The 16012-nt window shown below is 36.6% G+C and carries 12 protein-coding genes; 5 read left to right on the forward strand and 7 right to left on the reverse strand.

Annotated elements, in window-relative coordinates:
- Positions 1 to 21 precede the first annotated feature (21 nt).
- Positions 22 to 2778: a DEAD/DEAH box helicase gene (locus AC1DS7_RS03620; protein WP_002129993.1), complete on the reverse strand. Its 2757-nt coding sequence runs from the start codon at positions 2776 to 2778 to the stop codon at positions 22 to 24.
- The gene (locus AC1DS7_RS03625) at positions 2762 to 4381 is read right to left on the reverse strand and encodes an SWIM zinc finger family protein (RefSeq protein ID WP_215588618.1); all 1620 of its coding nucleotides are present in this window, start codon (positions 4379 to 4381) and stop codon (positions 2762 to 2764) included. Before AC1DS7_RS03625 ends, AC1DS7_RS03620 begins: the two co-directional genes overlap by 17 nt.
- A 158-nt stretch (positions 4382 to 4539) precedes the next feature.
- Here AC1DS7_RS03625 and AC1DS7_RS03630 point away from each other — a divergent pair, with 158 nt between their 5' ends.
- The 3 genes from AC1DS7_RS03630 to AC1DS7_RS03640 are packed head-to-tail and all read left to right on the forward strand — an operon-like array spanning position 4540 to position 7980.
- Positions 4540 to 5028, forward strand: coding sequence for a zinc ribbon domain-containing protein (locus tag AC1DS7_RS03630; protein ID WP_002034798.1), 489 nt, complete (start codon positions 4540 to 4542; stop codon positions 5026 to 5028).
- Positions 5029 to 5033: 5 nt separating this feature from the next.
- On the forward strand, positions 5034 to 6587 hold the full coding sequence (locus tag AC1DS7_RS03635; protein WP_215588617.1) for a hypothetical protein: 1554 nt from the start codon (positions 5034 to 5036) through the stop codon (positions 6585 to 6587).
- A 13-nt stretch (positions 6588 to 6600) separates the two neighbouring features.
- Positions 6601 to 7980: a zinc ribbon domain-containing protein gene (locus tag AC1DS7_RS03640; RefSeq protein ID WP_078421823.1), complete on the forward strand. Its 1380-nt coding sequence runs from the start codon at positions 6601 to 6603 to the stop codon at positions 7978 to 7980.
- A gap of 191 nt (positions 7981 to 8171) precedes the next feature.
- Here the strand turns inward: AC1DS7_RS03640 and AC1DS7_RS03645 are convergent, their stop codons facing one another.
- Together AC1DS7_RS03645 and AC1DS7_RS03650 are read right to left on the reverse strand one after the other, a co-directional pair.
- Positions 8172 to 8474 (reverse strand): DUF3910 family protein, encoded by a 303-nt coding sequence (locus tag AC1DS7_RS03645; protein ID WP_002034795.1) that lies wholly within the window; start codon positions 8472 to 8474, stop codon positions 8172 to 8174.
- 85 nt (positions 8475 to 8559) lie between these two features.
- The gene (locus tag AC1DS7_RS03650; protein WP_476998788.1) at positions 8560 to 9438 is read right to left on the reverse strand and encodes a cell wall-binding protein EntA; all 879 of its coding nucleotides are present in this window, start codon (positions 9436 to 9438) and stop codon (positions 8560 to 8562) included.
- A gap of 677 nt (positions 9439 to 10115) precedes the next feature.
- Here AC1DS7_RS03650 and opuD point away from each other — a divergent pair.
- Both opuD and AC1DS7_RS03660 read left to right on the forward strand, forming a co-directional pair.
- Positions 10116 to 11630: a glycine betaine transporter OpuD gene (opuD, locus tag AC1DS7_RS03655; RefSeq protein ID WP_476998789.1), complete on the forward strand. Its 1515-nt coding sequence runs from the start codon at positions 10116 to 10118 to the stop codon at positions 11628 to 11630.
- 306 nt (positions 11631 to 11936) lie between these two features.
- Positions 11937 to 12071 carry a hypothetical protein gene (locus AC1DS7_RS03660; protein ID WP_002143796.1) on the forward strand — a complete coding sequence of 45 codons (135 nt, stop codon included), beginning with the start codon at positions 11937 to 11939 and terminating at the stop codon, positions 12069 to 12071.
- 153 nt (positions 12072 to 12224) lie between these two features.
- On the opposite strand, the gene AC1DS7_RS03665 is transcribed toward AC1DS7_RS03660, so the two are convergent.
- The 3 genes from AC1DS7_RS03665 to AC1DS7_RS03675 form a co-directional block, all read right to left on the reverse strand.
- Entirely contained in the window at positions 12225 to 13526 is a 1302-nt protein-coding gene (locus tag AC1DS7_RS03665) for a glycosyltransferase family 2 protein (protein ID WP_002129979.1), read from the reverse strand.
- Positions 13523 to 14278, reverse strand: coding sequence for a diguanylate cyclase domain-containing protein (locus tag AC1DS7_RS03670; RefSeq protein WP_002143791.1), 756 nt, complete (start codon positions 14276 to 14278; stop codon positions 13523 to 13525). Before AC1DS7_RS03670 ends, AC1DS7_RS03665 begins: the two co-directional genes overlap by 4 nt.
- Positions 14279 to 14540: 262 nt before the next feature.
- Entirely contained in the window at positions 14541 to 15752 is a 1212-nt protein-coding gene (locus tag AC1DS7_RS03675) for a NupC/NupG family nucleoside CNT transporter (RefSeq protein ID WP_002016182.1), read from the reverse strand.
- Between the last annotated feature and the right edge of the window lie 260 nt (positions 15753 to 16012).

Raw genomic sequence — 16012 nt, forward strand, 5'->3', positions numbered from 1 at the left:
CTGCCCGTAAAAGCCTTCACTTTATACGCCAAGTAATTCTTTTAGTTCGTCGGTTGATAGTTCGGTCATCCAACTATCGCTTGTAATGACGGCGTTGTTTAATGATTGTTTTCGTTCTAACATTTCATCAATCTTCTCTTCAAGTGTTCCCGTTGTAATAAGCTTATGAACGTGAACGAAGCGTTTTTGACCGATGCGATAAGCACGGTCTGTTGCTTGGTTTTCTACAGCTGGATTCCACCAACGGTCATAGTGAATAACATGGTTGGCGGCAGTTAAGTTTAATCCTGTTCCGCCGGCCTTTAACGATAAGATGAAGATGTCATACGTTCCGTTTTGGAACTGCTCAATCATCTTGTCACGCTCTTTCTTCGGTACGCTCCCGTTTAAGAAGAGGACGCGCTGACCGAATGTTTCTTCTAACATACTTTTTAGCATGTTCCCCATGCCAATGTACTGAGTGAAGATTAAGCAACTTTCATTTTGGTCTTTTATATTTTCGATGAGCTCCATTACCGTTTTTGTTTTCATAGAGCGCTCGACGATATTTTGTGGTTCTTCTTCTTTCAAATAAAGGGCTGGGTGATTACAAATTTGTTTTAGCTTGTTCAGCATAAGTAATATAAATCCGCGTCTTTCAATTCCGCTTAATCCTTCTACATTTTGTAATGTATCTTGAACAAGTTGTTCATATAAGGAAGCTTGTTCGCCAGTTAGTGGACAATAAGCTTTCTGTTCTTGTTTATCTGGCAAGTTTAATGCGACCGTTTGATCTTTCTTCGTACGACGCAGTAAAAACGGCGAGATAAACCGCTGAACTTGCTGGATTTTTCCTTCATCGCGGTCCTTTTCAATCGGTGTGACGAAGCGGCGCTGGAATTGTCCTAAGCTTCCGAGATACCCATGATTGATAAAGTCGAAAATAGACCAAAGCTCAGCAAGTCGGTTTTCCATCGGTGTACCGGTTAAAGCAATTTTGTGATTTGCTTGTAGGTTTCTTACTGCTTTCGACTGTTTCGTATGTGGGTTTTTTATATTTTGTGCTTCGTCTAAAATAACAGCGTCCCAGCATAACGTACTAAGTTCTTCTTCATCAAGCTGAGCTAATGCATAAGAAGTTAATATAACATCTGCTGATTGAAGAAAATCTTTAAATGACTCATCCTTAGATCGGTTACTTCCATAGTGTAACTGAACACGTAAGCTTGGTGCGAAACGCTCAAATTCTTTTTGCCAATTTCCAAGGACTGATGTTGGTGCCACAATTAATGCAGGACCTGTTTGGAGATTGTTTTCTTTAGCGTATAGTAAGTAAGTTATCGTTTGAATACTTTTTCCGAGTCCCATATCATCGGCTAATAACGCTCCAAATCCAAGCTTTCGTAAGTATAGTAACCACTCAACACCGTGTTGTTGATACGGACGGAGTGTTGCTTGTAGCGAAGATGGTACATCTACTTTTGGAATATCTCCAATGTGTAGAAGTTTTTGGAAAAGCTCTTCGTAATATCCATCTAGCTCGATTTCAATATCGGTAAACGGACTATCGTCTTCTACAATTTCTGTTTCTGCCGTATTAGATAAATGTTGCTGCAACACATCTTTCATTTCAAGTCCATATTTATCGGCACGGTGCATTAGTTTTTTTACTTCTTCAATAAAGGCAGGATCAAGTCTCATCCATTGACCATTTAAATTGAAAAGACGTTTGTTTTGTTCAACGAGTTCGAAAAATTCGCTTTCTGATAAATCAATTCCGTCCGTTGAAATGCGCCAGTCGAAATTAACGAGCGTATTCATGCCGAAGAAAGACTGTGTTTGTGCTGTACTTTGCTTCAGCTGTACACGCAACCTCGGTTTTGTTGCTTTTAAATTTTGCCACCATGATGGTAGTAAAATTGTAATACCTGCTGCCAGTAATTCATTACTTGCTTCGGTTAAGAAGTTCCAAGCTTCCGTTTCAAAGAGTTCTTCTCGGAACTTGTCGTCCTCTTTTAGCCACGGTACGAGCTTACTGAATCCTTCTTGTGTTTCAAGGATCCGTTCTTCGTAATCGTGCCATCGTTTTGGTAAGGAATCGATACTTTCATATACATATATGCGATGTGCACCACGTTTTGGTGTAACGATTGTTTCAAGCTTCCACATTTCAAGTTCTTCTTGCGGTTCTTGTAGTCTTAAGCCGACTGTAAATGGAAGGTCATCTTCAATGTAACCAATTTTTCGAAGCCAATCCTCTTCATGTAGTGCTGCTTCCAATTGCCTTTTCGTAAAGTCGTAATGTTCGTATAGTCTCTTTGCATCTTCCCATCCGTCATTTGAGCGAGCATCTTGCAAAATACTTTCGTTCACAGCGGCAGAGAAAAGAGATGCTAACATGTCATCTTCAATTGAAGTATTCTGAACTTTCCAAGATGGCTGCTGAGACCAATGCTTCATGTCAGGTGCGAAGCTGCCGCTGACGAAAGCGTCCCATAATTCACTTGCGTCCTTTGTAAGTGCCGTAATAGGACCGTTCATTTGCATATTTGCAAATGAATTCATCGGTTTATTTGCGATGTATTCAAATGCCTGTGCATTCGTTAACATAACGCCTTGTTTTCCCTCATACGTTGCTTCTTTTAAAAACGTTCCGTAGAAAGAAGTAGAGTGCCATGCAAATGCATTTTTTTTCCAAGTTGCTACGGATAAGAGCGTACCGCTATCATCTTCTCCCCAAAGGAACCAACCTTGACTAACGTGCTGGAGCCTAATTGTTACTTCAGTTTGTATGATCATCGATTAATTTTCCTCTCCGTAATTCCTCTTGTAGCGCACGCAGACGTGAATGTAAGTTAGCGATATGAATAATGAAAGCATCCCATTCATCAGTTCGCTTCAGTCGTTTATAAAGCATACGTAATTTCTTTAAGTAACGAACGGCACGTTTATATGATTTGCGATTTCGCTCTTCAATTGCTTCCATTGCGGCATGGTGATAAAGAGGAAGTGCTGCTTCGGGCGCTTCTTTTTCAATATCTTTCAATGGTTCTTTCAAAAGTTCGATTACTTCGAATCCATATAAGAGCTGAAGTTCCGTCCATGCATGATATTGTTTCTTCGCAAGTACATATTGTTCATAATTTGTGAAACTATACGGTAATAGTTCTTGTAAAATCATTTCTAATCCCGCTTGTTCATTCGTATGCGTTGCATATGTCTCATACATCATCACAAATAATCGAACGATATCTTGTATGAAGACGGTATTTTCTTGTTCCGTTATCGTTTCTTTTACTTGTTTATAAGTAAAGGAAAGCCAATCTTTCCCGCGGTCCCACTCCATCGCACTTAATAACTCTTCTAACCAATAGAAGTAAAGGCTCACAACAGAAGAAGGCTGTTTTTCCAGTAATTCCATTGCCGATACATCTTCACCGTTTAAAAAGAGCAGGTGAGAAGATGCTAATGCTTTGGAAAGTGGATTGATTTTAGTATCGATTCGTTTTTTTTCTTCTTGTAGCTGCTCCTCTGTTCTTAACAGTTCACCCCATACGTGACGATAAATGAAGAATCGCTCTTGTGTATAGGCATCGGTAGAGAAGAATGATTCATGTATGAGCCGCGCTGTTTCTTCTAAAATCGGTTTGGATTCTTCTGGAATCGTCTCTGTTTTTAGGTCCCTAACGGTAGATTCAACTTTATCAACGAATAGGCGAACGACGTTAACTGGTTGGTGATAAGAATATAGTTTGTTTGCTTCAAATTCTTGAATTTCTTCTAATAATTTTTGAAAGCAATAAAGTGCCGCGTGCAACTTAAATAATTCATGAATAGCAACGATGCGCGGAGCTTTCCGTTCTAATTTTGTATAGAAGTCTGTAAAAAGACTCATAAGAAAATACATTTGTTTATAAGTGAGCCGCGCTTGTTCTTTTTTAAATGATTCATATTCATTTTCAAAGTATGTTTGCCAACTTTTATAATCCATTTCTTCAAAAGCTGATGATTGCAATACTTGTCGTGCAGTTCGAATAGGAGGAAGAGAAGGTTTTGTATTATTTTTGAATAAAGTTAATACATCTCCTACTTGCCCAAAACTAGAAGCTGCAGATAGTAACACAGCAAGCATATGCTGACATTGCGTTGGCGCGAAGCAATCGCAATAGCTTTCAGTGACATTACGAATCGGAATGTGAACACTATATACACTGCCTTCAGCATTTACAGTTCCGGATAGCGTATAGCCATCAAAGTCAACGTTATAGACAACACCACTACGATATAGTTGCCGAGCTGTAGCGACATGCTCTTGATCAGCAACTTGCTGTGGATCAAGCCCTTGAACGAACTCATTCGCAATCATCATAATTTCATCTTTCTTAATTGAGTCTTGCAGCATAATATTCCTCCGTACACAGATTTCTTTCCTTTACCATTATAAACAAAAAATGCTCAAAACAGAAAAAATGAAATTCTAATTACACAATTAGAAAATCATGGTAATATATATAATGTTAATTTTGTATATTACTATGTAATTAAAAGGAGAGAATTTGTTTGTCAGATTTACAATCGAAGTTTGGTAATGGCATGAATAAGTTGCAAGAGGGAATTGAGCAAGGCAAGATGAAGTTGCAAGTAGCACAGGAAATGGCGCAATTAAAGAAGATTACACAAGAGAAGTTACAAGAAAAAACTGAAATTTTACTTGAACTTGGTCAAACGGTATATATGCAACTTCGTGATGATGAAGTTCGAATAGATTTGTTGAAAGCTATTGTAGCACCAGTGCAAGAGCTTGATGTTGCTATTTATAACACGCGCAGACAAATTTCTAATTTACAGAGACAAGAACAAAAAGGACAGTGTAGTTGCGGTGGTCCATTATCATTAAATGATAAATTTTGCGGGCAGTGCGGTAAAGAAAATGAGTTACTCCTTCAATCAAAAAATATTGAAAAAGAAGCATGTTCTTCATGTGGTGAACAAATTGCAACGGAAGCTACATTCTGTCCAGCATGTGGTATGAAGCAAAGTAAGGAGTGAGGAACATGTATTGTAAAATTTGCGGTTTAGAACAGCCTGAGGCAGTAAACTATTGTACACATGACGGCTCAAGTACGGATAGTATAGATAGCCATGTTATGTTAGTCCCGCAATCTTCGAAGTATTGCCGAACATGTGGACAGGAAAGTAAAGAATATGCTACATATTGTGAGAAATGCGGTGATTCTTTATTAGGAGTCGCCCGAAAAGAATCGAACATGAAATTACCAAATGCAGGAGCGCAATTACATGTAAATGCATCAGGAAGTATGCTGAAAAAAGGATTATTCGGTGGTGCTTTTGCAATTGTATGTATGTTCATTGCAGGCTTCATTGGCAGTTTAATAATAGATTCTGCTATAAATGATGTAGTGGAGACAGCGGTTAGAAATACGGATGGTATGTTGAATATGACTACCATTAATCAATCATTTATTGGTATAGCACCATTAATTTTAATGTGTCATTTAATAGGTATTGAAATTAGCGGGAGCGGGGCATACACGATGTCATTCCTTCTTCATATGCCATTATTCATCTTGGTAACTATTCCGGCACTTATATTAGGTGGAAGTGGATTTTTTGTTGAAAGAAACAAACCTTCAATTAGTTGGCGAGAGAAGTTCATGACATCATGTGTAATTGGCATGATATACGGTATTTTCTTATGTATTGTAAGCTTTATGGCAAGTTCTTCTACATCTATTTCTTATTTCTATCAAACGATGACTATTGATGTTGTATATTCTCATGTTGTTAGTTTATTGTTTGGTATTATATTTGGCCTATTATTCAGCTTTATTGGTATGAGTATTGAAGCAGGACCGCATCGTATGCTTTCTTCTACTAGTCAGTTTGTCCCGTATGTAACGTCTATTTATTATAGTATAGTGACTGTTTTGAAAGGACTACTTATTACATTTGGTATTATACTTATTACGATTTTATTTAGTAGTTCAAAATCAATGGGTCCAATTGATTTTCCAGAGAAGGCGTATAAAGTATTACTTTCTTTAGAAGCAACACCTTTCATGTGGAATATGGCCCACCTTTCTCCAACTGAAATTGAGTGGGGAAATATGGAGAGAGAAATGCATAGATATTCAGTCGAAAAAGGGCCACTGCATGTATCGTATATGTCAGGCATATCAATACAGGGTACGTCTTTAAAAGACCTGGAAATCGCTAATGGTGCTAGTGCTGATCGTATAAAAGATATTGATGATTTTAATTCGTATTTACATTGGTGGGGATTATTAATTCTTCTACCATGTATTCTACTAGTTAGGGCTGGAATGAAATTGGCTCAATATCGTATGCGAAATATGTACGTAACTATAGCAGTGTTTAGTGCTGTTTATACAGTGATGATGCTTTGTATAAATGGATTAGCAAAAATTCATATTACAGCTTCAGGAAGTAAGGAAATTATGAAGGAGTTCGCTGGAATTTCTGGACCGATATTATCTATTCAAAGTAACACGCTATATTTAATAGTAGGTAGTTTTCTTATTTCTTACGTATTAACATTCGCGGGTATGAAATTAGTGAAAAAATAAGGGGGAGAAATACTTGAAGTTTTGTGGAACATGCAATAAACAAGTTGCGGATCATTTGAACTTTTGTCCTGATTGCGGAAGTAAAGTAGAAGAAATTGCTGATCAAACAGCTTCTTCTCACTCAGAAATGCGTAGAGAAACAAAGTCAGTGAAAAGTAAGAAGAACATGTTTTTACTTATAGGTTTTGTCATTGTTTTTGCTATTTTGTTTGGCGCATATAAATTCGGTGCGAGCAAGTTTTCGAAGGAAAAGCAAGTAAATGCAATGATTGAAGCATTCCAAAATAAAGATGTGAATGCAATCGATGAGATTTTGAAAGTAGACGATCCAACCTTAAAGGTTAAGACAGAAGATATTAAGGCGTATATCCGTTATTTAAAAGAGAATCCTTCTTATAATAAAGAACTGTTATCATATTTGCAAAGAGAGACAGTAGATCAAAAGTTAGCAAGTGATAAAGCATCTTTTAAAGATGGGAAAATTATAGAAGACGGGAAAGAATGGTTCTTGTATCCGAAGTATAAGTTCAGCATGAAGTCGTATTACATGAATGTTAGCACAACTGCAAAGAATGCTGAAATATATGTGAATGATAAAAAAGAAACAGAGCTTTCTAGTGATAAAACTTCGAAAGAATTAGGTCCATACTTCCCGGGTGCTTATGTTGTAAAGGCAAAGGCGAAGACGGAACTTGCTGAATTAGAGACAGAAAAAGAAGTGGATTTAGCAGATGAAAAGAATGGGACAGTAGAAGTGAATTTATCACTTGAAGGAAATTATGTAACCATTTCATCTGATGAAAATGATGCAACTGTATTTGTTAATGGCAAGAAACGTGGAAAGTTAAATTACGGAAGTTATAAACTTGGTCCTGTACCAACGGATGAAACGGTAGAAGTACATTTAGAGAAAAACGCTGAATTTGGTGTGATGAAATCTGAAAGTATTAAAGTTGGAGATCAAAGTACATATTACTTAAAGTTCCCAAAAGAAGCTTCTAGTTCAGCGGTTGGAGATTTTGTACAAAATCATATTTATAATAACGTGCGTGCAATTGCATTAAACGATTTTAGTTTAATTGAAAATGATTATGATAAGAGCGGGAAATCGTATAAGGAAGACCGTGATTACTTACAATATCTACACAAAAAAGGAATTACAGAAGATTTATTGACAATGAATATTCGCAATGTAGAACGTCAAAGTGCAACGAAATATAAAGTAACGACATATGAAGAATATCATATTCGTTACGGTGACGGCTCTGTAAAATTCAAGAGCTTTAATAATGACCATATCGTTACTGTTAATGGAAATGGAAAGATATTGTACCATTCTCTTGGAGCGAATAATACGCTGAAATCAGAGGAAGTATCTGGTCCGACTCATTAATATAAGAAAGAGGCTGTTCAATTTTGAACAGCCTCTTTCTTTAGGTAGCTTGCCGTTATTGTCAATCTTTGACGGTAAATCGATATTCCATGTTGAACCGTTGATATAATTTTCTCTACTCGTGTTCAAGGGAAAGTAAAAAGGATATCACCTAGTTGGGAAATTCTAATAGGTGATATCCTTTTTTGCAATTAGAAGCGGGCTTCCTTTAATATCGCTTGTACATATGGATCATTTAATATTTGCTTTATGAGCGGTAGCATTTCTTGCTCGAATGGAATATCAATAGGGAATGGTTTTTGAGAGCCTGGTTTTATTCCGTATTGTACGAGTTTGTAATGTGTATTTTCTTCAGACTTGAGCACAATTAATTTATAGCGATTGTCATCGTTTGTTAGTGAGAAGTCAATTGCGATTGCATCATATGTTACATCATCTTTATATATGTACGGCTTTGGTGTACCGACCCAGTCTACCTTAGCTTGTAAATTCATGGACGTCACCTCCTTATATGTATTATATAAAAAATAAAAGCCAGCTCTCAATAAAGAGAACCGGCTGTAATTTAGCAGTCATTGGTTATTTTAAAATTTTCACTTTAACAGTTTTGCGTCCCCATTTTTGAGCAGCGCTATCTGATCCAAGTAGGATGTCGATACGGTTACCTTTAATTGCACCGCCAGTATCTCCAGCGATAGCTTCTCCGTAACCTTCTACCCATACTTTAGATCCTAATGGGATTACTTTCGGGTCAACAGCGATCATTTTCATGTTTGGGTTCGCTGTTAAGTCATGACCCATTGCAGTTAATACACGGCCGCCGTATGTGCCACCGTTTTCACTTGGGTGAGCTGTATATGCAGTAGCTACAACTGTTAACTCACGACCACCAGAAGGTGTGCTAGTCTCAGCAGCTTTCACAGCAGGCTTAGCAGCTGGTTTTGCTTGTGCTGCAGGTGCTTGAGCTTTAGCTGGTGCTACAGTTTTAGCAGGAGCAGGTTGTTCTTGTTTCTCGATAACAGGTGCTGTACCTGTTAAGAAAGGAACGTGAACATAAGCTGTTTTCCCATTATATTCAAATTGTAACCACTCACTTTGTACTTGGTTCGTTGTTTCGATCATATCGTCTTTCTTAAGCGTTCCAAGAATTTCTGAGTTTGTGTTCGCTTCAGCACGTACATTTAATACGTTAGCTGTTACATAGTAAGAGTTCTTTGTAAAATCTGCACTTACGAATGCGTCTTTACCATCTAATTTGATTTGTGACCATCCGTTTTCTGTATTTAGAACATCTAATTTATGACCATTCTGTAATTTACCGACAACTTTTGATTCAGTAGTAGGGTTTTCTCGTACGTTTAGTACGTCTGTTGTTACAACAGTTTCTGCATTAGCAGATGCGGTGAAAATCCCAAGACCAAAAACTGCTGCTGTTGCTATTCCAATTAATTTTTTCATGATAGCCTCCATTGCGTTTGTTTTCGTGTCCTCATTATAGCAACAGATTTTTTCGGATTTTTGGAAAACACACAATTACAAACCATTCGTAATAAGTCGTTAACACTTTGTAATATAGCTAGAATGAGAGGAAAGCGTTTTTCATTCCATATAATTAGTAGGTTTCTAGTTATATTCAAAATATTTAATACAACATATTTTTTTCGGTGCAAATAAAAATATTACAGGGGTGTTACATAATGATTACTATACAGTTACATTCCTTGAGTATTTTACCGTTTTATGGGTAATATAGTTATATAAACATAAACATCTCGTTTGTGAAGTTATAAACACGCGCTATATACTAGCAAAAAACCGCATAATTGTTACAAGAAGAAAGGGTTGTAAAGAATAAATCTGCCCTTTTTTAAAACTGTAACACATCCTTTTTTGGGAAAATCTCTTCCCATCCGCATTTTTCTCACACAATTTGACAGTAGTATTCCAATCTTGTAGCTCTTGCAGAGTGGAAAGGTTGTACGGAAGGTAAGGCTGTCCATAAGAACTCTAATTGGTGAAGGCAAACTTGAGAGAGCCGAAAGAAAATCACCACAAAAAACTATGGTTTTCTATCCGATTTAACATATCGGAATTTATGATTTTTACAAGAAATGAAACATACGAAGGGGGATTTGATGAGGAAACTGACGAAAACATTTATTGTCTCATTAACATTATGTATTGCATTTACACTTTGGGGGATTATTCCCGAATCTATTATTGGAAAAGGTAGCTTAGGAAATGTAACGACTGTAGTTCAAGCTGCGTTAGTTAGTAAGTTTGGATGGTTCTATATTATTTCCGTTTCTATTTTCTTAGGAATTGCTATTTTCTTAATTGTTTCTAAGTACGGTTCGATTCGTTTAGGGAAAGATGATGATGAACCTGATTATAGTTATATGACATGGTTTGCTATGTTATTTAGTGCCGGTATGGGAATCGGTTTGGTTTTCTGGGGCGTCGCAGAACCGATGAACCATTTATACACACCTCCGTTTGGAGAGAGTGCGACTGAAGAGAGTGCACGCCTTGCACTTCGTTTCTCATTTTTCCATTGGGGATTACATCCGTGGGGATTATATGCACTTGTAGCATTATGTATTGCGTATTTTACATTTAGAAAAGGAAGAGCAAGTACAATTAGTGCGGCGGTCGGTCCGCTATTTAAAGGCGGTGAACATGGCCGTATTGCCCATATGTTTGATGTTCTAGCTGTATTTGCGACAGTATTTGGTGTGGCGACATCATTAGGACTTGGGGCAAAGCAAATTGCGGGTGGTGTTAGTTATTTAACATCTATTCCAAACTCATTACCGACACAGCTAGTAATCATCGGAATTGTAACTGTTCTTTATATGCTATCTGCGCAAACGGGACTCGATAAAGGAATTAAATATTTAAGTAATGCGAATATTATTTTAGCGTTTGCACTTATGATAATTGTATTATTTGCAGGTCCAACAAACTTTATTATGAATTATTTCACTTCAACAATCGGTTCATACATTCAAGAATTGCCAAGTATGAGTTTCCGTTTAAGTCCATTAAATGAAGGCGGAAATCAATGGATTCAGTCATGGACAATTTTCTACTGGGCATGGTGGATTGCATGGTCACCATTCGTAGGTACGTTTATTGCTCGTGTGTCACGCGGGCGTACAATTCGTGAATTTGTTGTTGGTGTGTTACTCGTACCAACAGTAATTGGTGCGCTTTGGTTCTCTGTTTTCGGAGGAACAGGTATTCACATGGAGCTATTTGATGGTGCAAATATATATGGACAAATTAAAGAAATGGGCACAGAAGTAGGATTGTTTGCTATGTTAGACCAAATGGGTAGTATAGGACCGGCTTTATGTGTGTTAGCTATTTTACTTATTTCAACATTCTTTATTACATCGGCAGACTCTGCTACGTTTGTTCTAGCGATGTTAACGACACATGGTAGCTTAAACCCACCAAATCGTATTAAAATGGTTTGGGGTATTGTTCTAGCGGCGTTAGCTTCGATCTTATTGTATGTCGGAGGATTAGAGGCGCTGCAAACTGCTTCGATTATTGCGGCCTTCCCGTTCGTATTTGTTATTTTCTTTATGATTGCAGCACTATTTAAAGAGTTGCAAAAAGAAGGACGTATGAAACAACATTAATAATAGAAGAAAAAAATTCTGTATATATAAATAGTATTAGGACTGCCGACATTCGGCAGTCCTTTTTCACTGTTTTATACTATTGTAGGAAAAGCATTACTTTGTTGCGGAATACTATAGATATCGGTAATTTAAAAAGAAAAATCGATATAGTTCGACATTATCCGATATTTTACACATTATATTCATATTTTTGACAAAAATATGTCGGAAATGTGTTGTCACTTTTATGTATATGTGCTATATTATTTCCTGTAAGCGATTTCAAATAGTTTTAAAGCGCATTCAAGGGGGACAACTAGAATAATGAAACGTTACGAAAGAAAGTGGAAGCATATTTGTTTGAAACGTGTGGCACATCGAAATGCCCAAGAAAGCACGGAACCAAAGACTGAAACTCGTAAAGAGAATCAAGAGAAGCAATTGGTTCTACAAAAATAGCAATCACTTTTTCGTATATAAATGAAGGTCGATCGTTCGTTGGGGGATGGACGTGAAATAACTTTCAGCTAAGGGGTATTGTCTGATATATAGTATTACGGTAAAAAATAAGCACAGAGCATACGGCGCTCTGTGCTTATTTTTTAATGAAATCTATTTTTCTTTTTTAAATCTTACTGTTTTATCCCAACCAATTACTTGTTTCTTGCTCTTTGCACGTAAGTAAAGAATGAGACTGCGAATAAACAAATACGTAAAGAGCTGTGCGTACGTAAAGTACATAATGACGCTTATGAAAATATTGGTCGGTGTAAAGGTTCGTTCGACGCTCTGAGCACTAAATAATTGAGAAACATATGTAATATATGCGACATACCACATAAATAGTAATGGAATGCTATATTGAATTTGGAATATGCCGAGCAGTCCAATTATAAACCAAACGTTTGAAATGATTAGGAATAGCCAAAATACGACATACACTAAAACTTGTTGTAAGGAATGGACGAGAAGTTTCCCTTTAAAAAAGCTTAATGAAGAAAACATTTTTTCTAAAATGTATAAGTTTCCTTGAAGCCAACGTGTCCGCTGTTTTATAAGAATTTTTAAATGTTCAGGTTCTTGTTCCCATGTAATCGATTCCGGGACGATTGGTAAGAGATAGCCCTTTTGGGTAATTCTTAATGTTAATTCAGCATCCTCTGCAATTGCATAAGGATCATAGCCGCCAAGTTCTTCTAATGCGGAACGACGAAGAAGCATGTTTGTTCCGGTTAGTGAACCTGTTTGGAATAAAAGCCAGCGTCCAGATTGCATAAGGAGCTGGAAAATCTGAAATTCTAATGAAATCATTCGTGTAAGCCAGTTTCTTTTCTCATTTACTGTACGAACGTGTCCAACTGCTCCAACGGCATCCTTTGTTGTTTCAGCATGTTCTACGAGCATTCGCAGTGCATGTGGTTCAGGTTGATTATCTGCATCGTAAACACAGAAATATTCACCATCCGAAATGCTAAGGCCGTAGTTTAATACACGCGATTTTCCTTTCGGTTCGCCAGGTGGTACACGAATGTGATGAATATGAGCATAAGCTTTGTCGAAATCATCGCCAATTTCAGGTGTTTCATCTTGAGAGTTATCGTTTAATAAATAAACGTTTAGTTTGCCTGGGTATTCAATCTTTGCCATTGCTTCTAATGTATCTTTAATAACAACCCCTTCATTATGGGCAGGTATTAAAATATCTACACTTGGATAATGTTCTAGCGTACGATCTTTTCGTTTACTATTTCGATGAATTAAGCCTGCGAGTGTTAAGAGAGAGTAGTAAACGAGTAGGCCTGAGAATAGAAAGGCCGTAAAAATAAGTACATATTTGATTGAAAATGTGATGCTAATCCAAAATACGAGTACGCAGAACAGAAGGAATAAAAGGAGTATAACGAGTGTCATCATAATAATGTCTGTCCTTTTGTCGTGATTTGTTCTCGTTTTATTTTAATGTCTTGAATTGCTTCAGCAGCAAGCCATTGCTCCATTTTTGGATGTAGACGGTTCATTACAATGTCAGCACCGGCTTCATTTGTATTTTGTAATAAAATAACTAATGTGTTGCTGTCATATTCAGCAGCAAGGTCAAAGTCAGCTCTGACTGTATCAACTAACAATGAAGCTACACGATCCATGACACTTTCCTTCGTATATTTACTAAAGGAAGTGAAATCAAAGAAAATGATAATGCCTGTTTCATTACGACGATTCATCGCAGTTGTTAATAAAGCTTGTCGTCTTTCGAATTCTTGTCTTGTTAATAATTTTGATTCTCCAATGTATTGCTCAAGCACTCTCACTCGTTCAGTTAACTCTTTATTTTTAAGTATAACCTTTTTTAATAGATGGGTTGAAATATAAACAATGAAGAAGTTAGCTGCCATCAGGAAGTGGATAATAATATATTCCCATTGATCTGATGTACTCCATAAGTGAAGCCACGCTTGATAAAATAAATAGAATACTGAAATGATTGTTCCCAGTATGAAGAAAATAAATGCTGTTTTATCAGGTAAAAATAGGAATAGTACATTTATGATGACATATATAATTGTAAAAATGAGCGCGTGCTCATATTTCGTCACATGTACAGTAGTAAAATAAAATAAAATTTGTAAAATCCACATAGAGAGGACTTTATAGGACTTATCTTTCACGAAACGTTCCTCCTTAAAGCTAATTCGTGCTGGATATTTGTAGTATGCACAATTATTAAGAAATGGACCATGTAGCTGGAAGTCTTTTTTTAGCGAGCGACATCAGGTAGTATCCCTCTTGTACAAGAAAAAATAAACAGACATACTAATTATTGTAACATAGCGTCTATACATCTATACATAAAGTATTTAATATATATGAAAATTATATTTATGTTATATAAAAAAGCCTCCTCTTTAAAAGAGGAGACTTTACATGAGTTTATAGGAACATCATACCTGCGACTGCTGCGTTTAAGAAGTTCGCTAGTGTACCAGCGATAACTGCTTTAATCCCTAATTGTGCAATTTGTTTACGGCGAGTAGGAGCTAACGTTCCTGTTACACCTAATTGAATTGCGATAGAAGAGAAGTTTGCAAAACCACAGATTGCAAATGTTAAAATCATATTTGTTTTTGCAGAGAACTCTGCCATGTGTGGTCCTAAGTTTGCATATGCAACGAATTCGTTGATTGCAAGTTTTTGACCGATAAAGCTTGCTGCTTGGATAGCTTCACCTGGAGAAACCCCGATTAAGATTGCAAATGGTGATAATAAGTAACCGAAGATTAAATCAAGGCTAAGTTTAATATCGAACCAAGAACCAACCCATCCTAATAAGCCATTTAATAAAGCGATTAATGCAATGAAGGCCATTAGCATTGCAGCTACGTTAATAACAAGTTGTATACCTTCAGATGCACCGCGTGCAGCTGCATCGATAACGTTTGCGTCTTCACGCTCTGTTGAAAGTTGAACATTATTATCTACTTTTTCTGTTTCTGGCATAATTAGTTTTGCAATTAATAAACTTGATGGAGCTGCCATAATTGCAGCTGCTAATAAATGTTCTAACGGAATACCCATTGCTGCATAGCCGACAAGAACTGATCCGGCAACAGCGGTCATACCACTTACCATAATAGTGAAGAATTCACTGTTAGTTAAACGTGCTAAGTATGGTTTAATTAAAATTGGTGCTTCTGTTTGTCCTAAAAATACAGTTGTTACTGCATTTAAGCTTTCTGCCTTAGAAGTTCCAAGAAGTTTACTTAATGCACCACCAACGATACTAACAAATTTCTGCATAATACCTAAGTAATATAAGATTGCAACTAATGAACTAATAAATACAATTGGAAGTAGTGCTTGAATAACGAAAACAAATCCCCAAGGGCCTTTTGCGTTGACTAAATCCCCAGCAACGAACCTAATTCCCTCGTAAGAAAAATTAATTAATCCTTGAACGCCGTCAGCAGCAACTTTTAAGCCTGCTTTTCCAGCATCCCATCGCAATACGATAAATGAAAATGTCATTTGTAATGCTAGCGCGATTAAAATTGTGCGCCAATTAATAGCTTTGCGGTTAGAAGATAGTAAGAAAGCAATTGCTAATACTCCAATCACGCCGCCAATTCCCCATAAAACATTCATGCAGTGTATGCTCCTTCCTCATAGTAAAAAAGTGTATAAACCAGTTGTCTATACTTTTGCGAATATAACATCTTAAGTAACTTATCATAATGGACATCGGAGGTCAAACGTCTAACGAAAAGTTTAAATAAAAAGAAAATTCTTTGAAAAAACACATATAAAATGAATAGACATGAAATAGGTTATGTTTTTTGTGGGAATATATTCATTATGATAACATTTTGGGAAATTTTAATAGAATATAGTGTATGAAATAGGAA

It is taken from the genome of Bacillus sp. P4_E1 (assembly GCF_056401715.1).